Here is a 24,369-nt window from a genome sequence, read left to right on the forward strand (position 1 = left end):
TTCCTATGTAATGGCACACTATATATCACTCTAAAAAGGAAATTAGTCAAGTTATCAGACCAACTAATTCGACCTGATACATTTATGCTATAGTTCATGAAATACAAATATTCCTCCTACCTTACTAGGTAGGTTTGCGAGTAATTTTTCCGCACTTATTGAAAAAAAGGCAAAAAAATAAAGCCTGATGTTTCCACCAGGCTAATAACATAATTATGAAATTCTAAACCAACCTACAATTTTACCGAGTTTAACTGTTCCAGTTGAATCGTAGAGTGAGCCATCCGCCATCCATTGACGTTTCACACGACGAGTGATACCACCGCCACCAATTTCCAATTGGTCATTGATACCGTTCATATTATGGTCAGAATAACCATCAATATTCTGTTCCACACCATCAATACTTTTTCCATCTGAATCCGTCACACAGACACCAATGTGACCATATACCAAACCATCCGTCTGAATGACATAAAAATCACCTGCTTTAGGATTCACACCCCAAGCATCGTAGATTACTTGGAAACCATTTGATTTTGCTTTTTTCAAACAATCAATGGCGTTCGTATAGGACATATTTTTATCCGTAAGTTCTTGAACAATCTTATCCACCAAGGCAACACACTGTCCACCATAAGGGTTAGATGAAACAGTCACCTTTTGACCGACCTTAGATAAAGCGGACGCAACCACACGACTTGCAACACTGGTTGGAATAGCGGGTGTTGTCCTTGAAGCTGCGTTGACCTTTAGAGTTTGTCCAACTTTTAAAATATCCGTCTTCTTCAAGCCATTTACCGCTAGAAGAGCATCAACTGTTAAACCAAACTTCCGAGCGATTCCATAATAGGTATCGCCTTTCTGTGCTTGATAGGTCTGCTCACTATGGCCTTTAGTTGTTCCTTCTACATCCTGCTCAAGCACCCATGACTTGATTCCATCAAGTAGATATGCTCTCTTACTGTTGGACTGGTGAACATTCTTCACTTGGAGGATTTTGTAGGTGCGCCCCTTGACCCAGTTGGCGATTTTTTGACCAGTCTGATAATGAGTCGCATGAGGCAACACCCTAAGACTATCACCAACAAGATAGATTGGTTTTGAAGGAGTTCCTGAACTCCCAGCGGTTGAACTGGGGGGCGATGGAACTATGGTCTTGACTTCAACTCCTGTTATTGCTGATACAAGACCTTTCGCAATGTCCTCTTTCTTGTTCTCAAAAATCGCCATATCTTGTTCATTATCGATGAAGGCAATCTCCACCAAACGATAAGTATATCCACGACTTGCTGCTTGGTTGGTATTATAGAGCCAATCTACCTTCTTAATGCCACGATTTTGGAAATAACGTGAAAGGAGAGATAGGATAGCCATATCTTCCTTATCTGCTTCTAAGGAAGATTGAATCAAGACTTCTGTTCCTTTGGCACTACCATTAAAGGCATTGAAGTGCAATTCAGTAATCGAGTCGTATCCCTTACCAATACTAGTAATACTCCGATAATCATAAACATTTTGTTCGGTAATAAAATCAATCTGTTGTCCACTGTAATTAGACATTAACTTGGCTAATTCTCGAACCTTTCCTGCTTCTGTGATGCCTAGTTTGGTATTCACTGCTCCAGGATCATAGCCTGTTCGCCCTTGTCCATGACCACAAATGACTAGATGTTTTCCCATATCTTCTCACCTCTCGTTGATTTGTTTTAAGATTGCTTGTAGTTTCTCAGGTATCGGTAAACCAATTCGAACGGTATTTTCTAGAATACTTAACCCCTCATTACTGAGATAAAAGAAAATAACCATGGTTCGTATTGTTCCACCTTGCTTGATAATGGCTGTATCAATCAGATGACCTAGTGAAACTAAAAATAAAATGGCTATCTTTTTAAAGATGCCACGAAAACCGATACTACTCGACAATTGTTTCTCAACAACTGCCGCAAAAATTCCTGTTAGATAGTCAATAATAATGAAGACAAGTAGGGCATATAAGATACCATCCAACTCTCCAAATAGACTACCAATCAAGGCTCCAATCATGGAAAATAAAATCTTATTAAGAGTTAACAGTTCCTTCATCGGTCACCTCACTTTCTACTGAACCTTCCTGCACAATGGTAGGGTCTGACCAATCCGGTTGACCGTTCTCATCAAACCGCATCAGATAAAAACATTCATGGAATAAATCAGAAAGGTTCAGAGTTAATGTCGTACTACCCCACTGATTAAAGGCCCAAACTGTTTCTGTTGTAACCAACTGCCGCTTTCCATTTTTAATGGCAGGTCGCCTTACTTCTTCAAGATACATGTAAAAATCCTGCTCTGCTGTCTTACAACGAATGAACTCTCCATTCTTACGCATGTAAGCGAGAGCTGTCTCCAAATCAAATGGTTCTGTTACTTTGTCAATATTGAGAAGTGCCATGATAACTATTCTCCTTTCCCTTCTTCAGGTTTTGTCTGAACTTCTAACAGCTCAGTCAATTCCTGTTTTTCTTTACGCAATAAGCTAAGTTCCTCATCCCTTTCGACCAATTGGATGGCAATGAGGTTCTTAGCAGTAATTTCATCAGATAACTTGGTGACAAGCTCCTGGATAGTTAGTTTTAGTGATTGGTTGATTTGTTCTAGATTCATCTGTGAACTCCTTTATTTAATCGTATCCCATGTCAAGATGACGTCACCTCGACCTGTGATGTTTACTAAGTGTTTAAAATTGTGATTGAATTGATGAAGTACGTCTTTCAAGCTGACATAGGTTGTCCCATTTCGATAGATGCGGATATCTCCGATATTCAAAATGGAACTTGGTCGGTCGGATGCTTTAAAGGCATCAATACTCAGTCGGTTAGGCAACGTTACAATCTCCCACCCATCTGGATTGGTATATGGAGCACTTGCTAAGCGAACTTTATCACCTACCACATCAATTTGGTCGGTATCAGTACCATTCCATGCTCGAATCCCTACAAAACCTCCGTCATTGGCATTCCAGTTGTTCCATCGATTCGAACCGATAATGGTTACACCACATGGTTTCCCGTTTGACGTTCCTGTCTCAAAGGAAACCCATTGGTGGGGATATCCACTAACTTCACGAGAAATGGATGGAGAGTTGGTATAGAATTTGATGTTTCCAAGTGATAGATTAATCTTCATAGCTCCGTTGATTGCTGACAAAATACCTCCAGATATTTTATTGGCAGATAAGGTTACCGTCTGTACTTGGGAAATAAATGCTGATTTGGCAAACAACTGCTTGAGGTAGGCTTCTGTCGCCATAAATTTAGTAAAGAAGGCTTGGTCAACCTTTAACTTGTCTGCAGTAACAGCTTCTGCTCCAATTCGAGCTGCTGAGATAATACCTGTCGTAATCTTGCCTGCATCAAGACTTGCAATCTTTCCACTCGCAATCACTCCATCTTGGATATAGGTTGTGCCTGTAATTTGGACGAGTTTTCCGTCGATCTTGACTGTCCCATCCTTGTTGAGATTGAGCTGACTCAGAACTGTCCCTGCACTGGTCAGATTTCGAACCGACCACGATCCTGCAAGTGTTGAAACCTGGGTTTGAATGACAATTACTGTAGCTGTTGTCGCTCGACTTGTTTCTAGATTTCCGACTCGTGTCACTATCCCATTAGCCGTTTGAACAACCTGACTGATTTGATTGGTTTGACTTCCAATTGTTCGAGTATGACTTGTCACCGTATCTCGCATCTCATGAAAGGCAGTTACTGTCGTAAAGTCGTCTAAGGACGGTGTCCAATAGTCTGGAAAAATATCACCAGTTGATACCATTAAGGCTCTCAAATGGAACTTACCAGTCTTAACACCATCAATCCTGATTTGTAGTTCAAATCCTTTTGAATGTTGGTACATCTCCTGTGTGATGGTAGTGGTTAGTTTTATCAATCGATAATTGTTACCAGTTGAAAGATTGCTGCTCCACTTATTATAGAAAGGGTGATACAAATTCCAGTTGATCCAGGTCCAGGTATTCTGATTATCCAAAATTGGACCTTGGAGTCTCATAAAACGGTTTGTCACGGCAGGGTCAAATGTAATGTCATCCGCCGCAAGATGAACATATAAATGAACTTTTGACCCAACGTAAATGCCACTACTATCTCCAAATTGAACTCTACCCAATAAAACAGTCCAGTTACTTGATGTAGTTATCGTCTGATAAGTACCCCATCTATCCGAAGTACCAGCTATCAAGTTGCGATGCGAAACTGAGGTAGGGATTCTACTTTCCGTTTGACTGATACGTTGGATAAAGCTATCAGATGTTGTTTTGACCAAATTCTGCACACTAGTTGTTGTCGCATAGGGTTGTAGTGAACTACTTGTAAGATAGCCACGACCCGTAATATTAGAATCAACCTGTGCCTTAGTTTGGTAGCCTTTTGAGTTAATGGCAGATTCAACCTGCGTACTTGTTAACCGTTGTTCAATTAGCCCAGCCTGTGTTCGGATAGTGGTTTCTGCACTTGCTACTCGACCAGTTAAACTATTAAAATCAGTTTTTGCGACTTTCTGTGAAATGGCATCATTGGCAATCCGTAAATCAGCCTTGGTTTGAATAATCTGACTTGCATTTGTGTTGGCCTTAGCCAAGGCATTGTCAGCGGTTGTTTTGACACCCTCAAGAACTGTCTTGTCAGCCTTAAGCAAAACGGATTGTTGCGTCTGTTGTATGGATGTGGTATGTCCTTCAAGAGTACGTTTCACGATATTAAAGTCAGTTTGACTGACTTTTGAGGACACCTCATTTACCAACTGGCGGATTCTTGTTTCTGCACTTGTCAACTTGCCATTTGTCTCAGTCAGTTTGGTTGATAACTGTTCAATTCCTGAAGTCGTTTGATTGATGAGTGTTTGCTGAGAAGTAAGCTGACTCTTTAAAAGAGACTGAACACTGTCTACTAAACGATTGGTTTCTTGAATGGCATCAAGCTTGGCTTGTGCTGCCCTTCTGAGGGCTTCAGTTGCCCCAGTTTGAGCCTGTTCTGCCTTTTGCTTGGCTTCTGTGGCTAGGTCAGTATTTACCCCAGTCTTCGCCAATAAATCACGAGTTGTGCGTTGCTGTTCCTCTTCTTGTTGCCGCATCTGTTGGTGAATAGTAGAAAGTTCACTATCAATGCTAGCCTTTAATCGATCCGCATAGACCTCCCCACGACTTTGAGCCTGAAGGATGGCATTATCAATAGCTGTCTGACGATTCTCAAATTCTGCGTCAAAGGCTCTGTTGGCATTCTCAAGGGCAATTTCAATGGCAATATCCTCACTCCGCTTATTCCCATCAAGGAGATTATTTGCTAGTGTAGATAAGCTACCGCCCGTTTTACCTGTTCCGATACTTGCCTTATCATCAAACGTGATAGAGCGATATGTATCAGCTAGGGGATCATAATCATAAGCGATAGCTTTCTTCCTCACATCAATGCCGTGTAGCTTGCTTTTTAAAGTCACTGTATCGCCTAGATGAACCGTTTGTCCATCTAACTCAAATGCCTCAAGGATGATGGCATCTTTTGGCTTATCAATTCCCTCTAAGCGAAACTTGCTACTAGCCCACTCTATTAACTCTTGACGAGTTCTGAGATGATGATTGGTATAGGTTACTTCATTAATGAAAGGATAGGAGTTTATCAGTGGACTGTCTACTGTGACTTGAAGGACAGTTTCCCTATCCTGCCCCTCTTGTTTAAAGCTTGAAGTGGCATGGATACGTGTGATAATCTGTGAACTTTCTTTGGTTCGCTGATACTTTTTCAAATTGTAGTGAGTAGAGATAACAACTCCACGGTCTTGTCCTCGCTCACTCTTAATTGATAAGGCAAGGTTATCTCGAACCAATTCTCCCTCCCAAGTTCCAAGGATAGAATGTTTGCCATCCAACAGGTTAGAGTAAAGAGTCTGTTCCTTGTCCGTTGTATAGGTTCTGTTCTTGACAATGTCGCTGGTAAAAGAAAAATCTCCCAGTGGAGACTTGCTTGCCATGACCATGCTTGATAGAGCTGTTGCACAGGGTACCTGTTCACACCTAAATGGCGATAACAACCTAGTCATGATGTCATCTGATATATGATAGGCTACAACTTCAAGACTGGTGTCTCCTTCGATGACTTTCTTTATCCGAAACAACTGGTGTCCCAATACTGGAACTGGGCTACGAACGAGGTAGTCCTCTTTTAACTCTCGAAATAGTCCGCTGTCTGTGATTGGATAGGTAAAATTCAGGACAAAATCCCCATTCAAGTTTTCTTTGACACTTGCTTTTATGGTCTCTGGGAGTGGTTTCCCATGCCATTTTGCCGTTCGAACAGTTTTGTCTAATAATGATAACATTAAGCCCACCCCCAATTCGTTTCTATTGTTAATGATGTGATGCCAGTACCTAAGACAACTCCAACTGAGTCATTTCTTCCTGCATCTATAGAAAGAAAATCGCCAGCCCATTTAATGAACTGACCTCTTTGTGTCTTAAAACTAGGTTGACTAGGATTATTATCCATAATGAGTGTTTCTTGTAATCGATCCAAGCGGATGACATCATCCCCAATCGTAAAGCTAGTTTCACTACTCGAGTTGCCACTTATGGTAATCTTTGGAAAAGCGATGGCTGAACCTTGACATCGCAAAACACCACTGGTTCTAAACACCTGCGAGGTCGTCGTTTTGAACCACTTGGTTGGGCGACAAGAAAAGGTAACCTTAAGCTCATAGACTCCCAGCTTATCCTTTTGAACTGGTGAATGATACACCTTGTAACACCAAAAGCGTATGGTCGTAAAACTTGCTGATTCAAGCCAAAGTCCTTCTTTCAAAAATAGTTTCAAAAAGGCAAATAGTTGTTCTTCACTAGGTTTTACAAGATAGAGGGTGTAGCTCAGTTCCATGACACTTCTGCGAGGATTGGTTTGAAGAACCGCTCCTGACAGACCTTGGTGTTCGATCAATTGCGTCTTACTTTCACTTACTGTGATAGAAGGGCTATCTTCCACGATTACCTTAAAAGGAAAACTAGCCGTGGACACTCCACCAATGGTTAATGCATTATGTCTAATCATGGTTTCACTCCTCTCAATCCTTGCTGACGTTCTAATTCATAAACGAGTTTCTCTCCAACCATCTCCGCTAGTCGATGAAGGTCAGTCTCTTCTCTTACCGTATTTCCAGTAATGGTGATGTGAATGGTTGGTAGATTACTTGTCATGGTCTTTGCGATTCCTCGACCAATCGCACCCAATGTTTGTTCATTCAAAGGCAAGACTGCTTCTTTTCCAGCCTCACCCCCTACCATTAGGCTATTGCCATTTACACCAAATGCGGTTGGTTTGGTTAAAATTCCTCCTTTGGCATACCAATCAATGGAGATTCTTGGGATTCTACCCTTTAACCAATCCAGTGGATTGGCTGAACCTGACACTCGAAAATGAGGAAGGGGAATATGTGGCCATCTGATTTGAAAGTTAAAGAGATTTTTAATGGCATTGATGGCATTACTCACGGCATCTTTTGCACCATTGATCGCACTTGAAATAGTATTTTTCACACCATTCCAAACAGATGAAACCGTATTGGATATCCCATTCAAGATGTTAGATACGGTACTACTGATACCATTCCATATAGTTGAAACAGTTGAACCAATCGCAGACAGGACACTGGATATTGTCGTTTGAATAGCTGACCAGATAGATGAAATGACTGAACTAATGGCAGACAGTATATTTGAGATGGTATTCTTGATACCCGTCCAAGCAGTTGAAATAAATTGGGCAATGAAGTTTAATGCAATAGATATAAGAGATGTAATTCCCTCCCATACCGTTGAAAGTACCTGCTTAATCGTTTCCCAGCTACCCGCCCAATCACCAGTTATGATTTGCATCACAGCTTTAATGATTCCTAGAACCACATTTATAGCTGTTTCAACCACTATCTTTATCATGTCCCATGCGGTTGTGATAATGAGTTTGATATTTTCCCAACTAGCTTGAATCAATGGTCCAAGAATTGTCATTACTGTTGTGATGACCGTTGAAATAGCATTCCATACTGTGTTTGCAGCATCAAGTATCAGTTGTTGGTTTTCACTCCACCAAGTAGTAAACGTCCCCCAAATGAACATAATAAAACTTGAAACTTCTTGAATGATGGTCGATATAAAGCTGGAGATAGCCGTCCATATTTCCATGACAGCCGCCCGAAATCCTTCGTTATGTTGCCAGAGCTGTTGAATCCCAACAACCAAGAGGGCTATAACCGCAATTACTCCTAAAACCATACCTACTATGGGAGCTGCTGCCGTTAGTAAACCGACAATGGTTGTTCCCATAGCCATAGCGGCAGCTTGGAGAGCAAGAAAAACTGGGAGTAATAACCCAAAACCAGCAACTAGAAGTCCGACAATTACCAAGAACTGTTTAATCGGTTCTGAAAGACCAGAAAACCATGTCGCAACCTGCTGCAATAACTCCGCCAAGATTTGTAATACTGGGGCAAGTGTTGAGGCAATTGCATCACCTATTTCTCCCATTGCCAACTTGGCACTATTTTGTGCTGTTGTGAACTGGTCAATTGGATCAAGCGTACCCTCGTAGGTTTGAGTGACAATACCTGCAGCTTTTTCCGCTGTTCCTGCTAGGTCTTCAAATGTTAAAGCTCCTCGTTTAATGGCATCAACCATTCGTGGAGCCGCTTTACTGCCAAATACTTCTGATGCCAAAGACAGTGCTTCTGTCTCACTGGTGGATTGTTTGATTTGTTCAACCGTCCCAGCCAAGCCATCTTTTAGTGTCAAGCCATCTTTGGCATATGCTACTGCTGCTTTGGATAATGAAGAGAGAGCCGCAGATGAATCCACACCTGCTTTCTCAAACCGCCCCATAAGGGTCACACCATCATCAAATAACAAACCGAGTGATTTTATCTGAGGTGCTCCTGCAACTGCCTTATCCATCAATTCCTGAACACCGACTCCAGTTTCTTGACTTGTGTAAGTGACTGTATCGAGAACCCTTGCCAAATCACTAGCCTGCAAGCCATATGCTTCAATGGCTTGTTTTGCAGAAATTGCAGAGCTTGAAACATCACTACCATTGATTTCTGAGAACTGAATCAACTGGGTGGATGCTGATTTTAGGGCATCACCTGTTAAATCGAATTGCGTATTCAATAACCCAACTGCAGTTCCTGCGGTATTGAAATCGGTCGGTATCTCTGTCGCAAGCTGCTTAGCCATATCAGTCATCTCGTCAAGGGCAGCTCCAGTTGCCCCTGTCTTTGTGACAATCACGTCCATCCCTTCATCTATCTCAAGAAAGGCATCCAAGGATTGTTTCCCAAAATCAACTAGTTTCTGAGATAATTCACTAATTTGGTCACCAAACTCCATTAGGAGGTCAGCTTTAAGGAGCTGATTGGTTTCAGATAGACTAGACTTTGCAACATCTGAACTAGATGCCATTTCTTCCATCTCATTTTGAAGGTGGTTGTAGGCTACCTTGGTTTCATTGAGTGTTTTCTCCAGTTTATTGGCTTCTATTGACTGATCACCAAATTCACTCTTTGTCAGCTCCAGTTGTTTCTCTAAATTTTGAATCTGTCGCTCCAATATCTCTGAATGCCCAGTCACCTTTTGATGGGCAAGTGCTAGCTTATCGGACTCACTTGCGTTTGAGTTAAGAGCTGATTCTTGAAGCTTAAATGTACTTGTTAATTTCTCACTCTCAGATACTAATTGAGCCTGTTCTGCCTGAAGTGCTTGTAGTTTAGCCTTATTACTTTCAACCTGGCTGCCGTTTTCAGAAATGGTACGTGTGACACTTGCAAGTTTACCCTCATAACTAGTCAGAACATTTTTGGTGGTTTCAAGCTCCCGTTGAAAGGCTCTGTACTGGTCTGCTCCAATGGTACCTGCCTTAAACTGAGCCTCAACCTGAGCTTGTGCTTGCCTTAATGTCGCTAGCTTTTCTCGAGTTGTTTCAACTTGTTTAGCTAATACTTCCTGCTTTTGAGTAAGGAGAGTGACATTGCCTGTATCAAACTTGAGAGCCTTATCAATCTGTCTTAGTTCTTTGGTAGCTTCAGATGCTTGTTTGTTTACACCCTTTAGGGCATCTTGTAAAGGTTGGGTATCGCCACCAATTTCAATCGTAATTCCCTTTATGTTTCCAGCCATAGTCCCTCCTTTCTACCATCAGAAATTATCAAAATCAGCTTGAGTTGCTGGGCGTGTTTGAGAAGTTTCCCGAGTACGCATCTCCACATAATCCGTTTGGTAGTCAAGTGCCATCCCAATAGAGATATGTTTTAAATCGTCAATGGTCAGACCAGTCTCCTTACAACAGGAGAAATAGCTCTCTACTGTGAAGATTTCCTCACTCGCTGTTTCTGTTTCATCTGCTTTTTTCTGGTTGACATCCCTTGGTTCAACATATTCATCAAGACCGGGGCAATATCCTGCACTGGAAATTCTTCCATCTCCATATAAAAATCCACAAATGGTTTCACTCGTGGATTGGCTGACTTCGCAAAGACCCAAAAAATCCGATGGAAAAATGTCATGTCGAAATCAGACAAAATTGAAACATCAATATGATGTGCCTGTAAATCTTCTCCTTCTTCCAACTGGTCAAGTTTTGCGAGGATTGCTTGACTATTGACCATCGAGAATAAATCTTGGAAATAGTCCTTGCCAAACTGCTCTTTATAGGCGATTGGGGTGTAGGCATTGGTTGCTAACTCGTAGGTCGTTCCTGCTATGGTAATGCTTTCTCTCATTGCCTTCTCCCTTACTTACGAGGTTCAAAAACTGCCTTGAACCAGTTTTGACGTATCTCATCGCTCGTTTCCTCTGTTGTTCGTCTACGTACTACCTTATCAAGTGGGCGAGGACTGGCAGTAAAGGTCAACTCTACCTCATTGATATCCGAACCTGACTTGGTTTTCGAACCAACAGTCGGACGAGATGCGTAACAATAATACAAAACGTGTAATGTTTCTTTTTTATCCCCTTCAAAACGGAACATCAATGCAAAATTTTTCTTTTCGCTGTTTGCGATTTCTGAAATGGTATTTGTCGTCGCATCCAACTGTTCTCCAAGGACTCGAGTCAAAAATTCTTGCGTTAGAAGAGCAACTTTTAGCGTTCCTTCATAACCATCGTTTGACTCAGTAGTATAAAAATTGATATTGTCTGCCTTATAAGACCCCTTGTCGCCTGTTGGTTCTAGGGTTAATTCTGCAGCACCACGAAGGCGTTCCATATTGCCGTATGTCAACGCACCATCAGAACCTTCGCTTGTAACTTCTGCCCAATGGACATCTTGTAGTCCAAAGGTGACCTTATTCTTTTCAGCCATATTATCCTCCATGTAATGTGATGTAATAGGTTATTTGATAGAGTTTCTCAGATGAGATATAGGTCTCTACTTTTTCAAAATAAATAAGGTGGCTGTCAAATAATGACTCCACCTTTTGTTCAGTTGCTAAATCTTTCTTAGTGGTATAGAGTTCCACTTGCAGGTTGTTCTGCTTATGATAAGTCCAATTGTCTGCACCATGATTATCTGAATCAGTCACCAAATATACCAGATACGGTGGTCTTGGACGACTCCCTTCTTCAAAATGATGGTAGGCAACTGGAAGCTGTAATTCTTTGAGAATGGAGTACATTTCACTTAGGAACATGTCTTATCACACTCGCTTTCTCAGCTTTTCTTCTAAGGATTGTATCGCTTGTTTCTCAACAGGTGCGATATGCTTGATTCCCTCAACTCGCCCACCAGAGCTTTTGGCATGACCATTTTCTAATAGATGCGTCAGGCCTGGCGTTCGATTATGAATGGTTTTGGTTAGACCTGTACTGGTATCAATCGTTGCTTTACTCTTCCACCCTTTGGCATAGGAACCACTCTTTCTAGGTGACGTTGCTTTCAAGGTTTCAATAGACTCCTCAGTGACTTCCTCTACAACTTCACGCATCACCTCTGTGGTGTTCTGCACATATTCAGCTAGCTCATTTGCGATGGCAGATTCTAGTGCACCCAATTCAATTCTAGTCATAACTCTCCTCCTTAATGGCGACGATGTAAATCAGTTGCCTTGGCACTGTATCTCCATCAATCGACTCAATCTCATAGGTTTGACCACGAAATTTAATGCGAGTCGTTAAGGAATGAAGTCCAAGAATTGCTTTTTCATACCTGAGGGTGAACTGGACTTTCTCTTGTTCCAGTTTCGTCACCCTCCCATCCCTTTCGGTCAAGGTAAGAGGACGACAAGAGCACCACCGTTCAAATAAAGGTATCCAAGTCGAACTTTCATTGCCAATCTCATCTTGAACAATCTGTCGAACATGAAACGACAAGCGTTCCCTCAAAGGTGCAATCTTCATCAGAACACATCCTTTCGTTCAGCCAACAATAAGTGATAAAGCGTCTCCTTCAACTCTCTATGATTTGCATCTTCTCTATGTTCATAAAGATAGGCAACCCCATATAGGATTGCCGTCTTTATAACTTCTGAATAAATTGATTGTCGCAAAATATCTTCACAGAGTTGTTGACTGGTTTCAAGCAATTGCTCAATCAGTCCATCCTCATCATCGTGTTCCACTTTGAGATACTGTTTTGCTTCTACTAAACTGACCATCATTACTTAGCCTTCACAGTTAAAGTCTTAACGGCTTCAGGTAGGACTAACTTACCATCCACACGTTGTGAAGCAAGAAAACCAATCTGTCCATTATTGGCATAGAGTTCATTCAGACGTTTGAAGGTACGACCCTGACGATCCGCAATCCAATAATAAGAGAAATCACCAAATGCAATGGCTTTGTTTCCTGCTTCAGGAAGTGGGGCAAATGTGGATGTGTAGTATGGACGATTAAAAATCAAATCTGGTTGTCCAGCTTGAGTGGATGGCTGCCAAATGTAATTACCGTTGTTGTCCTTGAGTTTACGGATAGCTTTGACAGTTGTATCATGTAAAATCCAAACTGCGTTCTTACGATATGGTGCAGGTAGAGAATGATACAGTTCAATCATATCGTCAAAGGTAATATCCTTTGTAGCAGTCGTTGGACCAGTTACATCTGCCTGAGTAAAGATACCAGTTGGTTTCTTAGAGCCATCACCAATCAAGAATGCCTTCTCTTCTTCTGTTCCGATACGACGCGCAAATTCTGCTGTCATATAGGACTCAAGGTCAAAGACTGAATCGTTAAGCAGCTCTTCTGAAATACGAATGGCAGTCCCAATCTTATGGGAGTCGAGTGTCACCTGACCAAAGGTTTCTTCTGTTTCAGGATAGAGACCATTCTCATCCATCCATGATGCTGAGCCATGTCCTGTCACAACAGGAATCTTACGCTCACCACTAGAGGTTTTGATGACAGTCGCAAGGCTACGGAAGAAATTCTCTTCTTGTAATCCTTGAACCAGTTTCTTCTCATACTCATCTGGAACTAGATGACCACCTTCGGTATCCTCCCCAACTCGAAGGACATCCTTGACATCGAAGAAGTGACGCTTACGGACACTTGTCCAAAATGTCTTGGCATAGCTATCTGAAGCCACACCTTTCTTTTCCTCTTCAGTAGTCTTGTCATTCAAAACTGTTGTGGGTTGTCCAATTAGAGCCTGTGAGGCTGGTTGAGAAAGTTCAAGGTCAATCTTTTCTTGTCGTTCCAACCGAGCAATCTCTTGATTGTAGAGGTTGATTTTTGCTTCCATGTCATCGTAGCGTTTGGAATCTTCCTCTGATACCAGTCCGTCCTCTGAGCGAACAGAATCAAGGAAGGTTTTTGCTTGTTGCCAAGCTTGGTTACGTTTTTCTTTCAATTCAAGTAATTTAGACATCAGTTCATATTCCTTTCGTTATTTGAGCAAATTCAATCGTTTTTCCAACTGATTGATAGGGATTATTTTCTTTGGTTGTAGGACTTCAAGTTTCGCCTGCATTTTTACAAGTAAATCTTGATGGGCAACATTTCGACTGAAAGAATAACTCTCAGTCTCCAGTCCCTGATCCTCTTGTTTGTCAAAGAGAATCTTGTCCGCAAAGCCTAGTTCAACAGCCTTTTTGGCATTGAACCAAGACTCTGAGTCCATGAGGTATGATAGCTTGGTTCTTGAAAGTCCTGTTCTTAGTTCATAGGCATTGATGATGGATTCCTTAATTTCTCCCAACATTTCAATGACCTTCTTCATGTCCTTGGCTTCACCTTGTGCCACAGTCCAAGGGTTGTGAATCATCATCATGGCAACAGGACTCATAGAAACCGTTGTACCTGCCATAGCAATGACACTAGCAGCACTTGCGGCTAAGCCATCAATCACTACATGGACATCACCTTTGTAATTCATCAACATGTTATAGATTTGAGCAGCCGCAAAAACATCACCCCCTGGACTATTAATCCAGAGGGTGATGTTTCCACTTCCTGCATGTAAATCATTTTTAAATACTTGGGGTGTGACTTCATCGCCAAACCACGTCTCATCAGCAATCTGTCCTTCAATACGAAGTGTTCGACCACTATCATCTTCTGTAAAATTCCAAAACTTATGCATTCATATCCTCCTCAGATTGAGTTTCTTGTTCTACTGGTCCTTGTTTCATAAAGCCACCCGCATCCTTCAGTTTCGTCATGTTTCCGTTTATCAAGTAGAGATTACCTCCTTCCTCATCTGAAAGGAGGTTCAAGTCCTCAAGTTCACGTATATCATTCGTCGATAGCCAGCCATTTTGTCTCCCAATCGCATAACCATTCATTCGACTCTGATAGTCACCACGAAGAAGACCATCCACATTAAACTTCACAAAGTAGGTTTTCTTTTCTTCAGGTAAAAAAAGAGACCTCTTGAAAGCCTGTTCGAAACGAACTACCCAAGGGTCTAAGGTATATTTAACAAATTCTAGAGATTGTTGCTCAATGTTTGAAAATGAGGATTTCTCCAAGTCGCCAACCATATGAGGTGGAATGCGGTAGAGCCTTGCAATTTCATTGATTTGGAATTTTCTTGTCTGAAGAAACTGAGCTTCTTCAGGTGGTATGCCTACTTGAGTGTATTTCATCCCTTCCTCAAGAACTGCCACTTTATGGGCATTGGTTACCCCATTGTAGACTGCATTCCATGAATCTCTCACTCGTTTGGGATCTTTGAGAATCCCTGGGTGTTCCAAAACACCACCAGGATTTGCACCATTCTTAAAGAATGATGCACCATAGTTTTCCGTAGCCAAGGTCATACCGATGGCATTTTTTGCAAGGGCAATTGGAGAATAGCCAATCAATCCATCAAAACCCAGACCTGGAACATGGAGAACATCCTCAGCTTTCAAAATAGCATCTCCTTTTTCCTTAAAGTTTGGATTTTCCTCTGACTGACGCTTGTATTTGTAATAGAGCTTACCACTCTCGTCTCGATGAACAGACATCTTATCTGGTAAGAGTGGGTAAAGACTGATAACTTGTCCACTCCTATCTCGGATAATCTGGACATAGGCATTTCCCCATATCAATAGATGGGTCATCAAGGTTTCTCTAAAGACAAAGGATGACATCTCAGAGTTAGGTTCATCATGTAAGAGAAAATAAAGGGGATGTTCCACCTTCTTCTCCTTTCCAGTTGCCGTTCTCTCATAAACATGAATGGGTAGTGAAGCTACTGCTTCAGCTAAGATACGGACACAAGCATAAACAGCAGTCGTCTGCATAGCTTTAAACTCGTCCACATTCTCCCCACTGGTCGTTCGTCCAAATAGATATGAGAAGTCCTGACCTTCATAGCTATTTCGTGGTTTATCTCTAGCACGCTTACGTCCCAGTAAATCTAGTAGTCCCATACTTCCTCCTTTTGAGTACGAAAAAAGCACCTCAATTGAAGTGCTTTTCGTTTATTCTTAGATGGTTTTCATCTCTCCTTCTTCAAGAAGATACCATGTTCTATCACTTTCTTGAAGTTATATCCTCAATAAGAAAAGTTTTAATGATTCCGAATGTATTCTAAAATTGCATCATAATCTAATTCTGATGAAGCTACTCCAAGTCCTAGCTTCACTATCTCATCATCAGTCTGATTTAACACGATGCCATTTAATTCTAGGAAAATAATCATGACAAAAACTCCAATTCGCTTGTTCCCATCAAGGAAGGCATGATTATTAACTAGCGAATAACAAAGTCTAGCAGCCTTTTCTTCAATACTTGGATACTTCTCAACACCAAAATAAGTACTAAAAGCTGAAGATAGTGAAGATTCTATTAAACCAACATCCCTAACACCATCTAAACCCCCAGTAGCTTGAATTAACCTAGTGTGTAATTCAATAACCTGTTCAACAGTTAATACTTTCATTTTGCCAATTCCTTAAATGCATCAAGATGGCGTGATAAAACCGAAGTCGCAACTTCATCCAAAGTTGATTGTTCAACAACCGTAGGTGTTGCCTGCTCCTCTTTAATTAGACTCTGATAGTCCACTAATACATACTTTGGTGTGTTATTTTTCAAAATTACTGCAGTACCATTCGTATCGACCATACGAGCTACCTTAGAAAAGTTTTGATTTGCTTCAGAAATAGAGACTAAGTTTTCAATATTGATTTGCATGGTAATATCCTCCTTTTCTCTATTCTACCACTTTTTAGGATATATTCAACCTATTTAGGTTGAATATATCCTAAAAACTCAATATTCCACGTTCATCATACACACTTCCTTCATCGGTTTGGTGACGTATACAACGGTCCAGTCCCATAATGAGTGCTACAATACCGTCAATCTTCTCGACTGACTTTTCCTTATCAGGCTTGATATTACCAGCAGGGTCTTGTCTCATGACTACGTTTTGTCCCATCCATTTCAGAACTGGATGCCCACCATGTTGAATCTTGCCTTCCATCATAAGTTTATAAAGTTCCTTTGATGGTGGACTCATATCCTTGTATCCCTGACCGAAAGGCACCATGGTCAAGCCCATTCCTTCTAGATTCTGAACCATCTGTGTCGCATTCCAACGGTCATAGGCTATTTCCTTAATATGATAGATTTCCGATAAGTCTTCAATAAACTTTTCGATAAAACCATAGTGAACAACATTCCCCTCTGTAGTTTTGATGTATCCCTGACGCTCCCAAACATCATATAGAACATGGTCACGTCGGCATCTCAGTTCCAGTGTATCCTCAGGTAGCCAGAAAAATGGCAGAACGATATAATTCTCCTCTTCAAATCTAGGAGGAAATACCAAGACAAAAGCCGTTATATCTGACGTACTAGAAAGGTCTAAACCTGCATAACAGCTACGCCCCTTGAGGCTATCATATTGGATGGGATCATTTCCCTTCGCATAAACATGTTCTGGAATCCAAGCAACACTTGAGCTTGTCCACATATTTAGACGGAGCTGCTTGAAGACATTCTCTTCTGCAGGATTATCAAGTGCCTGTTGGTAGGCTTCTCTAACACGGTCAATCCCAATTGTATGCCCTAGTGAAGGGTTAGCCTTTAGCCAGTTGGCTTCATCATTCCAATCATCTTCATCAGATAAACCATAAACCACTGGATAGAATGACGTGTCCTTCTTTCTACCATTCAGAATATCTAATGCTTTGGTATGTAACTCAAAACAGATAGAGTTTCTATCCGTTCCAGCTATCGTGATAATAAAAAAGAGGGGTTGTTCCCTTGCGTCTCCTGACCCCTTGGTCAATACATCATACAAATGACGATTTGGCTGAGCATGGATTTCATCAAAGACCAAGCCAGATACGTTTAGTCCATGTTTTGTTCCAGTCTCTGCAGAAAGAACTTGGTAAAACCCAGCGTTAGAATAATTTACAATACGCTTGGTAGCACCCATTATCTTCGACCGCTTTTCCAAGGGACGACTCATCTGCACCATTTGCTTGGCTACATCAAACACGATTGACGCTTGGTTGCGGTCACAAGCCGCACCATAAACTTCTGCACTGGCTTCATTATCCGCATATAATAGATAAAGAGCGATAGCTGCCGCTAACTCAGACTTGCCATTCTTTTTTGGAATTTCTATATAGGCTGTCAGGAATTGACGGTTGTCATCCTCCTTGACAATTCCAAATAGGTCACGGACAATTTGTTCCTGCCACGGCAACAAATCAAATCGCTTTCCTGCCCACTTGCCTTTGGTGTGGGAGAGGTTATTGATAAATCTTACTGCCCTATCAGCCTTTGCCTTATCATAGTGAGAAGTTGAAAGCATGAATGGACTTGGTTCATAATGATAGCTCATAAAATTCCTCCTAACAAATCTTCCATTTCATCACCAGTACCAACTTCCGCATCCATCGTTGCTAGACGGTTACGGGCTGAAGGTGTCAAACCAAATTGTTCACAGAATTTAAGCATGATTTTGAGGTTAGTCTGGCTGATAGAGACTTGAGGGACTTGTTGGAGATAGCCATTCGGAGTTTTGATAATGGATCCATGCTTTGAAAGGAACTCTTCCGCCTCTTTCCAGCGAGCGTAAGCTTGACAATAACCTGCAAATGCAGTCATGTCCATTTCGGTCAAAATTCCCAACTGTTCGAGAATTTTTCCCATCCGTTTCCACTCCTTCTTTGCATCATCTTCAAGCCACTGTGGGCAACGTGGGGCTTTCTGTTTGGGTTTGACTTCATTCGTAGGAAGTGGTCGCTTACCAGGATTTCCCTCAAGTATTTTCATATTCGTAGGCTTTGGTTTTCGCCCCCTGATTGCCACAATCTCACCTCCTTTAGAGTAAGAAAAAAGAACTCAATTCAAGTTCATTCTTAAACTTCATTAAAGTTATCAAGTACAGCCTGACAAACAGTTCTGTCAATGTCGTTCATGTTATCTATTTCATTTCCGTATCGGTATTGGTAAATATAGTTACCATCTCGCTTGAACGATAGTATTCTAATCCAAACACCGTCTATATTCCTTGGGTCTGTTGTGTCTTCACGGAGAAACTCACAAACGTAATGTCTGTCTCCAACCGTTCGAGTCATAATTTCCCACATCTTACATTACCTTTTCTACGATATCAATTCCATACAAAACATTTAGGCAACTGCCGTTTTCCCACTTAACTAAGAGTGAACCAATGTCATCCACTCCAATAACAGTGCCAAGTGTGCCTTTAGGAACTGGATGTGGGTCATTCATTTTTACTAATCTAACCTTTGTACCAACCGGATAGATTACCTTTAGGTTATTGAAAATTTTTGCGTCCATGTTATTCTCCAATCTTTTCAAATGCCCACTTAACTGCATGTCCAAAGTGTTCGAATGTTCCTGCTTCTTGGTAAATGCGGTCAAATCTGCGTTCGAAGTTTTCAAACTCTTCAAGACTATCAGCCGTTTCGTAAATCTCAACTTCTGTTCCTTTATATCCATTCGATGCAACGATGACCCAATCTTTGTAAGGAATGATGCTTACGGTTGCTGGGTATTTTTCGTTAAGTTTTTCAAGTGTTGTTGTTATAGATTTGTTCTCCTCTTCCTTTGTTGTGTACATATTAACTCTAAAGGAGACATATATCCAGTCATTCCTGGGTTATTTCGAAGATATTTTCGATAATTCTCAACTTGCCAGAATGGCACATCCAATGGCATAGACAACTGTTACCGTCACACCATTTCCAGCTTGTTTATACAGTTGGGCATCGGAGTTTACTGCTTGGGCTTTCTCGAACAAATCATCCGAGAAACCTTGTAGGCGAAAACATTCTCGAGGGGTTAAACGTCTGATTTTTACAACTCGATTATTCCAAACCACTGCCCCCATTTGACCACCACAGGAGAGGTTATGGGCAATTCCCTTCCCAACTCTTGCTCTTCTCGTTGGAGAGTTTGGATAGGATAAATCCACTGAATCTCCAACCTCCGCAACTTGATAACCTTGCTTCGTACCATTCCTGACCTTGATGCCTTCAAGAACACCATGACGGTCTTGAGAGGTCAATGTGAACATTGGCTCATCCTTTTCTTTGAGCCTACATCCATTTTGACGTTTCTGGATTCGATTGGGTGTCAGAATGGGTTGAATTTCGAGTACTCCAGAATTCATCGCAGTCCGTTTTGTAGCTCCAGCAGTATATCGTGCGGTGATACAACGTGCCTCATCTGTCAACTTTGGTTCTGTCAAAGATTGGTCAATTAGATAAAGACCTGTCTTAGCACCCAGTCCCCCACCCTCACCAACAAGAGTTGTAGCAATTCCACTAGGGTCGTAGACACGGTAGCTTTGCATACCACCTACAAGTTGCTTAAGATGGCTACCGCTTTCTCCGCTGATAGGTAGTACTTTTCGTTGACCTCTGCTTCTAAGATGTCCGAGAGTGTAGATGCGTTCTCGATTTTGGGGAACTCCGTAGTCTTTTGAATTGAACACTTGCCACTCAAGGTCGTACCCTGCTTCATCCAAGATAGAGAGATAGTCGAGATAATCTCGTCCCCCGCCACTTGATAAAAGTCCCTTAACATTTTCAAGGAGTATCCACTCGGGTTTATCTTCTTCCTCTTGGCTTTGGAGGAGGTCAACAAATGTAAAAAAGAGTCCACTTCGTTCACCGTATAGACCTGCTCGCTTCCCTGCGATAGACACATTTTGACAAGGGCTTCCCGCAGTCCATAAATCTGCTTTTGGAAGTTGTGTTGGGTCAATGCTTGTGATGTCGTCATGAAACCATTCTCCTTTCGTGTCATACATTGCTTCATAAGATTTTCGTGCAAACTTATCCTTTTCACAGTAACCAATACATTTGAAACCAGCTAATTCCAAACCACGACGAAAACCACCCACTCCTGCAAAGAAATCAAGAAAGTTTAAGGTCATACCATCTCCTCCATCATTGAATAGGCTTCATCAAAGGTCAAAGTCTGTCCATCGCGCAACACCGTCACGTTATGATTCCCTGTTGACTCTATATAACGTTTGACAATGACATCCACAAACTTTTCATCCAACTCAATGCCGTAACAAACCCGACCAGTTTGGTCTGCGGCCATTAGGGTTGAGCCAGAACCAAGGAATGGATCAAGAACAATAGTCCCACGCATGGATGAATTTTGAATAGGATAGGCCATGAGCGGAATGGGTTTCATAGTTGGGTGGTCTTTACTAGATTTAGGGCGGTCATATTCCCAAATGGTCGTCTGTTTACGGTCACTAAACCACTGGTGTTTTCCCTTTTGTTTCCAGCCATAAAGACAGTTATGAGTAACAATTCCATCCGCAATATAATGTTCATATTTTTCAACAGCAAGAGAATAAACAGGTCCACTGAATCCTTTTGTAAGAACCTCATCAATTACGCCCCAGTAAAAATTTTCTTTCGTTTCCTTTTCATAAGTTTTTGGAATTGGAACTTGCATAATTTGAGGTATCAGATTACAAGCATTGATGCGAGCAGTTACTCGTTTACTAAATGCCTCATGTCCATTTCCTTTGTGAATGAGTGGGTATTTGATATTTCGACCATAGTCAACAAGCAAACGTCTAGCGTTATCTAATTGAATTTGGCTATCCAAGTTATCATAAATCATATCGACATGATGAGTTGTGCGTTGAGTTTCTTTCTTTGGAAGTCCTCTATCTATTTCCCAATGAGTATAAGGAATACCGTACTTGAGGGCTAATAACTGTTCGTGGCACTGGGCTGTTACTTTATCATCAAATACATCAATGACCCAAGCCTCTTCACCTTTCTCTCCACGAAGTCTCGTTTTCAAACCAAAGCCCCTCGAGTTATAGAGTTCAGTAATCCCTACACGCCAACGGTCTCCTTTACGCATAAGATAGGTACAATAATTGTTTTTCGTTGATTCATTAAAACGAACCGAAAACTGGTGGTTATCCGTAGCCCACGTTAATTTATTTCCAATTTTTATACCGTATAAGGTGCCATTATAATATCGAGAAGCTGTTTTTATCTCATAGCCACCATTACGCATCCCCAGAATTGTTCCTGAATAGGAATTGTAACTAATGACCCTATCACCATCCTTTAAGTCTTCTATTGGAACGGGACCATTTATAGTTTGAACAATCGTACCTGCTGGCTGACATGGTTCATGTTGCCATTGATAGGGACTACGTCCAAGAACTAATGAGTTCTTCTTCCAAATACAGCACCCACTGAGATAGAAACCTGCATCTTTAAATGCCTTTCGGAAGTTCAGTCCTTCCGTATCCGCATGGAATACATAGATTGAACCATCAGACTCCATATGTTTTTCTACTTGAGTGAACATATCAAAGAGAAACTGGTAAAAGTCACTATCAGGCATATTGTCATTGAGAATCTTTCCAGCTGTTTCTTCTACATTAACATTATAGGGAGGGTCAGTCACAACCAAATTTGCCTTTTTATCACCTAAAAGTTGGTCATAAGTTTCAGCTTTCGTAGAGTCTCCACAAATCACTCGGTGATTACCAAGTTGCCAAATGTCCCCTCGTTTTGAAAAGGTCGGTTTCTTCAATTCATCTTCTACATCAAAGTCATCATCTGATAGGTCTTTATCATGGACATTTGATAGGATATCGTCAATTTCTGGTGGTTCAAAACCAGTCAGGTCGAGATTGAAATCTGACTCCTGTAAATCCAAAAGCAAATCCGCCAAAAGCTGGTCATCCCATTGACCGGTGATTTTATTAAGGGCAATGTTTAAGGCCTTTTCATCTTCCTTGGATAAATTGACAATGACACATTTGGCAGTTTCATAGTCTAAGTCCTTCAATACAGTCAATCGTTGATGGCCACCAATAACCGTCAAATCTTTATTGACGATGATGGGGTCAACGTAGCCAAACTTGAGTAGGCTTTGCTTAATCTTTTCATACTCCTTATCACCCTTTTTGAGTTTTTTCCGAGGATTGTAAGAGGCTGGGTGTAATTCAGATAATCGAACCTCTCTAATTTCCATTGTTGGTTGACTTGTCATTGATTTCTCCTTTATAAAAGCGTGATTGGATGTAACACGAATGGCTACAATATTTTCTATTTGGATTGGCATAAGATAAAAATGACCTACCACATTGTTGGCAAGTCAAATCTTCATATGCGGTTTTTGATTTATCGTGTTCGTCAGAATGAGTGGTCCACCAAACCTTACGACACTTATCCGAACAGAACTTCTTTGGTCTTCCTATTTTATGAATCTTAAGTGCTTGATAACACTGTGGGCAACGAAGTCCATCATTCTGGTCGGCTTTTGCCATCTGCTTTGTCGCAGCACCATGTCCAAGCAATGCTGGATTTCGTTTACAGTATTTCTTAACGGAATCTCTAGATAAACCTGTAGCCTTACCGATGAATCCATAACCAAGACCTTCTGCGCGCATTTTCCATATTTGTTTGCGTTGACTTTCGTCCATTTGTTTTCCTTTCCAGCAAAAAAGGACTAAAAACAACTATTTTCTACATTGTTTCTAGCCTTTTTCACTATTTTATTACCAAAATTACATACTAGGGAACGCTACATCCCCACATTAGAAACGTGATAACGGTGGGAAGGAACGTCAAAATTGAGCAATTTTAATGTACCCGCTTGCGAATTTTGCGAAATTACACGTTTGAGGGGGCGTCGGTCTTAGTCTCCCAAGGGTTTAGAGATTTCATCCCCCCTACCCCTGAAGATAAGTTTTATTTGCGTTTAATAATAATTTTCGTTATAATGTATATACGATATATACAGGAGGTTAAATCATGACTACTATTACTAAAAATTCTCAATTTAGCTTTAGAACAAACGAAGATTTACTATCCAAAGCTAAAGAAATTGTTAGCTACGAAAACATTGATATGTCAACACTCTTCAATAACCTGTTAATCCAAGTAGTGAATCAAGGTCAAGTTCCCTCTCTGCTTTTAAACGAGGAGCAGTCCAAAAAAGAACGTATCATCGATGAGCTCTATGGCGAGATACAACAAGGCTATCAAAGTTACCTTGAAGGAGAAGGTAAGTCATTAGATGAGGTGTTCGCAAAATATGGCGCATAATGTATTAATTACACCAGAAGCAGAAAACGACTTAGATGGTATTTATAACTACATCCTTAATCACTTTCTTGCACCTCAAGCTGCCGAAAATACAATGTCTAACATCAAACTTGCCATTACAAAAATTGCGGAAGTGCCAAGTCTCGGCATTGATGTATCTGAACGTGTCGGTCGTCAATTTTCAAACGAACATCCATTAAAAATGATGATTGCTGGCAATTACCTTGTCTTCTACGTTTTTGATGACACAACGGTCGCAATTCTTAGAGTTCTCTACCAAAAACAAAATTGGGTGCAACTCTTCAAATAAAACGAACCACTTACGAGTGGTTT

General features: G+C 41.1%; 26 protein-coding genes and 3 pseudogenes. 2 read left to right on the top strand and 27 right to left on the bottom strand.

The features are described 5' to 3' along the window. Nucleotides 1–213: 213 nt before the first annotated feature. The 27 genes and pseudogenes from G5B60_RS05535 to G5B60_RS05665 form a co-directional block, all read right to left on the bottom strand. The gene (locus G5B60_RS05535) at nucleotides 214–1,683 is read right to left on the bottom strand and encodes a LysM peptidoglycan-binding domain-containing protein (RefSeq protein ID WP_164683064.1); all 1,470 of its coding nucleotides are present in this window, start codon (nucleotides 1,681–1,683) and stop codon (nucleotides 214–216) included. A 6-nt stretch (nucleotides 1,684–1,689) separates the two neighbouring features. Further along, nucleotides 1,690–2,085 carry a phage holin family protein gene (locus tag G5B60_RS05540; protein WP_164683066.1) on the bottom strand — a complete coding sequence of 132 codons (396 nt, stop codon included), beginning with the start codon at nucleotides 2,083–2,085 and terminating at the stop codon, nucleotides 1,690–1,692. After that, on the bottom strand, nucleotides 2,063–2,431 hold the full coding sequence (locus G5B60_RS05545; RefSeq protein ID WP_024407620.1) for a hypothetical protein: 369 nt from the start codon (nucleotides 2,429–2,431) through the stop codon (nucleotides 2,063–2,065). Before G5B60_RS05545 ends, G5B60_RS05540 begins: the two co-directional genes overlap by 23 nt. A gap of 5 nt (nucleotides 2,432–2,436) precedes the next feature. Then, the gene (locus G5B60_RS05550) at nucleotides 2,437–2,643 is read right to left on the bottom strand and encodes a hypothetical protein (RefSeq protein ID WP_002943561.1); all 207 of its coding nucleotides are present in this window, start codon (nucleotides 2,641–2,643) and stop codon (nucleotides 2,437–2,439) included. 12 nt (nucleotides 2,644–2,655) lie between these two features. Then, nucleotides 2,656–6,363: a phage tail spike protein gene (locus G5B60_RS05555; protein ID WP_164683075.1), complete on the bottom strand. Its 3,708-nt coding sequence runs from the start codon at nucleotides 6,361–6,363 to the stop codon at nucleotides 2,656–2,658. Continuing rightward, nucleotides 6,363–7,085, bottom strand: coding sequence for a phage tail protein (locus G5B60_RS05560; RefSeq protein WP_164683077.1), 723 nt, complete (start codon nucleotides 7,083–7,085; stop codon nucleotides 6,363–6,365). Before G5B60_RS05560 ends, G5B60_RS05555 begins: the two co-directional genes overlap by 1 nt. Continuing rightward, complete coding sequence (locus tag G5B60_RS05565) at nucleotides 7,082–10,201, bottom strand: phage tail tape measure protein (protein ID WP_164683078.1); 3,120 nt, start codon at nucleotides 10,199–10,201, stop codon at nucleotides 7,082–7,084. The genes G5B60_RS05560 and G5B60_RS05565 overlap by 4 nt, the downstream gene beginning before the upstream one ends. 182 nt (nucleotides 10,202–10,383) lie before the next feature. Further along, on the bottom strand, nucleotides 10,384–10,803 hold the full coding sequence (locus G5B60_RS05570; RefSeq protein ID WP_014638110.1) for a hypothetical protein: 420 nt from the start codon (nucleotides 10,801–10,803) through the stop codon (nucleotides 10,384–10,386). 11 nt (nucleotides 10,804–10,814) lie between these two features. Further along, nucleotides 10,815–11,384, bottom strand: a complete 570-nt coding sequence (locus G5B60_RS05575; RefSeq protein WP_164683080.1) for a major tail protein — start codon at nucleotides 11,382–11,384, stop codon at nucleotides 10,815–10,817. Nucleotide 11,385: 1 nt separating this feature from the next. Continuing rightward, nucleotides 11,386–11,712 carry a hypothetical protein gene (locus G5B60_RS05580; protein ID WP_164683082.1) on the bottom strand — a complete coding sequence of 109 codons (327 nt, stop codon included), beginning with the start codon at nucleotides 11,710–11,712 and terminating at the stop codon, nucleotides 11,386–11,388. 6 nt (nucleotides 11,713–11,718) lie between these two features. Further along, the gene (locus G5B60_RS05585; RefSeq protein ID WP_164683084.1) at nucleotides 11,719–12,087 is read right to left on the bottom strand and encodes an HK97 gp10 family phage protein; all 369 of its coding nucleotides are present in this window, start codon (nucleotides 12,085–12,087) and stop codon (nucleotides 11,719–11,721) included. Further along, nucleotides 12,080–12,418, bottom strand: coding sequence for a head-tail adaptor protein (locus G5B60_RS05590; protein ID WP_164683086.1), 339 nt, complete (start codon nucleotides 12,416–12,418; stop codon nucleotides 12,080–12,082). Before G5B60_RS05590 ends, G5B60_RS05585 begins: the two co-directional genes overlap by 8 nt. After that, entirely contained in the window at nucleotides 12,418–12,675 is a 258-nt protein-coding gene (locus G5B60_RS05595; RefSeq protein ID WP_164684210.1) for a head-tail connector protein, read from the bottom strand. The genes G5B60_RS05590 and G5B60_RS05595 overlap by 1 nt, the downstream gene beginning before the upstream one ends. A 2-nt stretch (nucleotides 12,676–12,677) precedes the next feature. After that, on the bottom strand, nucleotides 12,678–13,883 hold the full coding sequence (locus G5B60_RS05600) for a phage major capsid protein (RefSeq protein ID WP_164683088.1): 1,206 nt from the start codon (nucleotides 13,881–13,883) through the stop codon (nucleotides 12,678–12,680). A gap of 18 nt (nucleotides 13,884–13,901) precedes the next feature. Next, a complete protein-coding gene (locus tag G5B60_RS05605; RefSeq protein ID WP_164683089.1) occupies nucleotides 13,902–14,597 on the bottom strand; it encodes a head maturation protease, ClpP-related in 696 nt (231 codons plus the stop codon). Next, a complete protein-coding gene (locus G5B60_RS05610; RefSeq protein WP_164683091.1) occupies nucleotides 14,590–15,873 on the bottom strand; it encodes a phage portal protein in 1,284 nt (427 codons plus the stop codon). The genes G5B60_RS05605 and G5B60_RS05610 overlap by 8 nt, the downstream gene beginning before the upstream one ends. A gap of 140 nt (nucleotides 15,874–16,013) precedes the next feature. Beyond that, nucleotides 16,014–16,385, bottom strand: a complete 372-nt coding sequence (locus G5B60_RS05615; protein ID WP_024399328.1) for a type II toxin-antitoxin system death-on-curing family toxin — start codon at nucleotides 16,383–16,385, stop codon at nucleotides 16,014–16,016. After that, a complete protein-coding gene (locus G5B60_RS05620) occupies nucleotides 16,382–16,639 on the bottom strand; it encodes a type II toxin-antitoxin system Phd/YefM family antitoxin (protein ID WP_018374772.1) in 258 nt (85 codons plus the stop codon). The genes G5B60_RS05615 and G5B60_RS05620 overlap by 4 nt, the downstream gene beginning before the upstream one ends. A gap of 70 nt (nucleotides 16,640–16,709) precedes the next feature. Next, nucleotides 16,710–18,302, bottom strand: a complete 1,593-nt coding sequence (locus G5B60_RS05625) for a terminase large subunit (RefSeq protein WP_164683093.1) — start codon at nucleotides 18,300–18,302, stop codon at nucleotides 16,710–16,712. After that, nucleotides 18,299–18,772, bottom strand: coding sequence for a phage terminase small subunit P27 family (locus tag G5B60_RS05630; protein ID WP_164683095.1), 474 nt, complete (start codon nucleotides 18,770–18,772; stop codon nucleotides 18,299–18,301). Before G5B60_RS05630 ends, G5B60_RS05625 begins: the two co-directional genes overlap by 4 nt. Before the next feature lie 282 nt (nucleotides 18,773–19,054). Further along, the gene (locus G5B60_RS05640) at nucleotides 19,055–19,267 is read right to left on the bottom strand and encodes a DUF4314 domain-containing protein (RefSeq protein WP_164683099.1); all 213 of its coding nucleotides are present in this window, start codon (nucleotides 19,265–19,267) and stop codon (nucleotides 19,055–19,057) included. A 1-nt stretch (nucleotide 19,268) separates the two neighbouring features. Further along, nucleotides 19,269–19,550, bottom strand: coding sequence for a hypothetical protein (locus G5B60_RS05645; RefSeq protein WP_164683101.1), 282 nt, complete (start codon nucleotides 19,548–19,550; stop codon nucleotides 19,269–19,271). Between the two features lie 66 nt (nucleotides 19,551–19,616). Beyond that, entirely contained in the window at nucleotides 19,617–20,870 is a 1,254-nt protein-coding gene (locus G5B60_RS05650; protein ID WP_164683103.1) for a DNA cytosine methyltransferase, read from the bottom strand. Then, a pseudogene (locus G5B60_RS05655) lies at nucleotides 20,867–21,247 on the bottom strand (DNA-methyltransferase); the annotation flags it as partial. The gene G5B60_RS05650 and the pseudogene G5B60_RS05655, both read right to left, overlap by 4 nt. Nucleotides 21,248–21,250: 3 nt before the next feature. Continuing rightward, a pseudogene (locus tag G5B60_RS11675) lies at nucleotides 21,251–21,988 on the bottom strand (hypothetical protein); the annotation flags it as partial. 111 nt (nucleotides 21,989–22,099) lie between these two features. Beyond that, nucleotides 22,100–22,978: pseudogene (locus tag G5B60_RS05660) on the bottom strand (ParB N-terminal domain-containing protein); the annotation flags it as partial. Further along, a complete protein-coding gene (locus G5B60_RS05665; RefSeq protein ID WP_014636328.1) occupies nucleotides 22,950–23,411 on the bottom strand; it encodes a hypothetical protein in 462 nt (153 codons plus the stop codon). The pseudogene G5B60_RS05660 and the gene G5B60_RS05665, both read right to left, overlap by 29 nt. A gap of 331 nt (nucleotides 23,412–23,742) precedes the next feature. Between G5B60_RS05665 and G5B60_RS05670 the strand changes: the two genes are divergently transcribed. Both G5B60_RS05670 and G5B60_RS05675 read left to right on the top strand, forming a co-directional pair. Further along, complete coding sequence (locus G5B60_RS05670) at nucleotides 23,743–24,036, top strand: addiction module antitoxin RelB (RefSeq protein WP_164683105.1); 294 nt, start codon at nucleotides 23,743–23,745, stop codon at nucleotides 24,034–24,036. Then, entirely contained in the window at nucleotides 24,026–24,346 is a 321-nt protein-coding gene (locus G5B60_RS05675) for a type II toxin-antitoxin system RelE/ParE family toxin (protein WP_164683106.1), read from the top strand. The genes G5B60_RS05670 and G5B60_RS05675 overlap by 11 nt, the downstream gene beginning before the upstream one ends. The last annotated feature ends 23 nt before the right edge of the window (nucleotides 24,347–24,369 follow it).

The sequence above is a fragment of the Streptococcus hyointestinalis genome, from assembly GCF_011039275.1.
Taxonomy (GTDB): Bacteria; Bacillota; Bacilli; order Lactobacillales; family Streptococcaceae; genus Streptococcus; species Streptococcus hyointestinalis_A.

Coding starts and splice junctions, on each gene's coding strand:
- G5B60_RS05535 (WP_164683064.1), bottom strand. CDS start 1,683: ATGGGAAAACATCTAGTCATTTGTGGTCATGGACAAGGGCGAACAGGC.
- G5B60_RS05540 (WP_164683066.1), bottom strand. CDS start 2,085: ATGAAGGAACTGTTAACTCTTAATAAGATTTTATTTTCCATGATTGGA.
- G5B60_RS05545 (WP_024407620.1), bottom strand. CDS start 2,431: ATGGCACTTCTCAATATTGACAAAGTAACAGAACCATTTGATTTGGAG.
- G5B60_RS05550 (WP_002943561.1), bottom strand. CDS start 2,643: ATGAATCTAGAACAAATCAACCAATCACTAAAACTAACTATCCAGGAG.
- G5B60_RS05555 (WP_164683075.1), bottom strand. CDS start 6,363: ATGTTATCATTATTAGACAAAACTGTTCGAACGGCAAAATGGCATGGG.
- G5B60_RS05560 (WP_164683077.1), bottom strand. CDS start 7,085: ATGATTAGACATAATGCATTAACCATTGGTGGAGTGTCCACGGCTAGT.
- G5B60_RS05565 (WP_164683078.1), bottom strand. CDS start 10,201: ATGGCTGGAAACATAAAGGGAATTACGATTGAAATTGGTGGCGATACC.
- G5B60_RS05570 (WP_014638110.1), bottom strand. CDS start 10,803: ATGAGAGAAAGCATTACCATAGCAGGAACGACCTACGAGTTAGCAACC.
- G5B60_RS05575 (WP_164683080.1), bottom strand. CDS start 11,384: ATGGCTGAAAAGAATAAGGTCACCTTTGGACTACAAGATGTCCATTGG.
- G5B60_RS05580 (WP_164683082.1), bottom strand. CDS start 11,712: ATGTTCCTAAGTGAAATGTACTCCATTCTCAAAGAATTACAGCTTCCA.
- G5B60_RS05585 (WP_164683084.1), bottom strand. CDS start 12,087: ATGACTAGAATTGAATTGGGTGCACTAGAATCTGCCATCGCAAATGAG.
- G5B60_RS05590 (WP_164683086.1), bottom strand. CDS start 12,418: ATGAAGATTGCACCTTTGAGGGAACGCTTGTCGTTTCATGTTCGACAG.
- G5B60_RS05595 (WP_164684210.1), bottom strand. CDS start 12,675: ATGGTCAGTTTAGTAGAAGCAAAACAGTATCTCAAAGTGGAACACGAT.
- G5B60_RS05600 (WP_164683088.1), bottom strand. CDS start 13,883: ATGTCTAAATTACTTGAATTGAAAGAAAAACGTAACCAAGCTTGGCAA.
- G5B60_RS05605 (WP_164683089.1), bottom strand. CDS start 14,597: ATGCATAAGTTTTGGAATTTTACAGAAGATGATAGTGGTCGAACACTT.
- G5B60_RS05610 (WP_164683091.1), bottom strand. CDS start 15,873: ATGGGACTACTAGATTTACTGGGACGTAAGCGTGCTAGAGATAAACCA.
- G5B60_RS05615 (WP_024399328.1), bottom strand. CDS start 16,385: ATGAAAGTATTAACTGTTGAACAGGTTATTGAATTACACACTAGGTTA.
- G5B60_RS05620 (WP_018374772.1), bottom strand. CDS start 16,639: ATGCAAATCAATATTGAAAACTTAGTCTCTATTTCTGAAGCAAATCAA.
- G5B60_RS05625 (WP_164683093.1), bottom strand. CDS start 18,302: ATGAGCTATCATTATGAACCAAGTCCATTCATGCTTTCAACTTCTCAC.
- G5B60_RS05640 (WP_164683099.1), bottom strand. CDS start 19,267: ATGGACGCAAAAATTTTCAATAACCTAAAGGTAATCTATCCGGTTGGT.
- G5B60_RS05645 (WP_164683101.1), bottom strand. CDS start 19,550: ATGTACACAACAAAGGAAGAGGAGAACAAATCTATAACAACAACACTT.
- G5B60_RS05650 (WP_164683103.1), bottom strand. CDS start 20,870: ATGACCTTAAACTTTCTTGATTTCTTTGCAGGAGTGGGTGGTTTTCGT.
- G5B60_RS05665 (WP_014636328.1), bottom strand. CDS start 23,411: ATGGACGAAAGTCAACGCAAACAAATATGGAAAATGCGCGCAGAAGGT.
- G5B60_RS05670 (WP_164683105.1), top strand. CDS start 23,743: ATGACTACTATTACTAAAAATTCTCAATTTAGCTTTAGAACAAACGAA.
- G5B60_RS05675 (WP_164683106.1), top strand. CDS start 24,026: ATGGCGCATAATGTATTAATTACACCAGAAGCAGAAAACGACTTAGAT.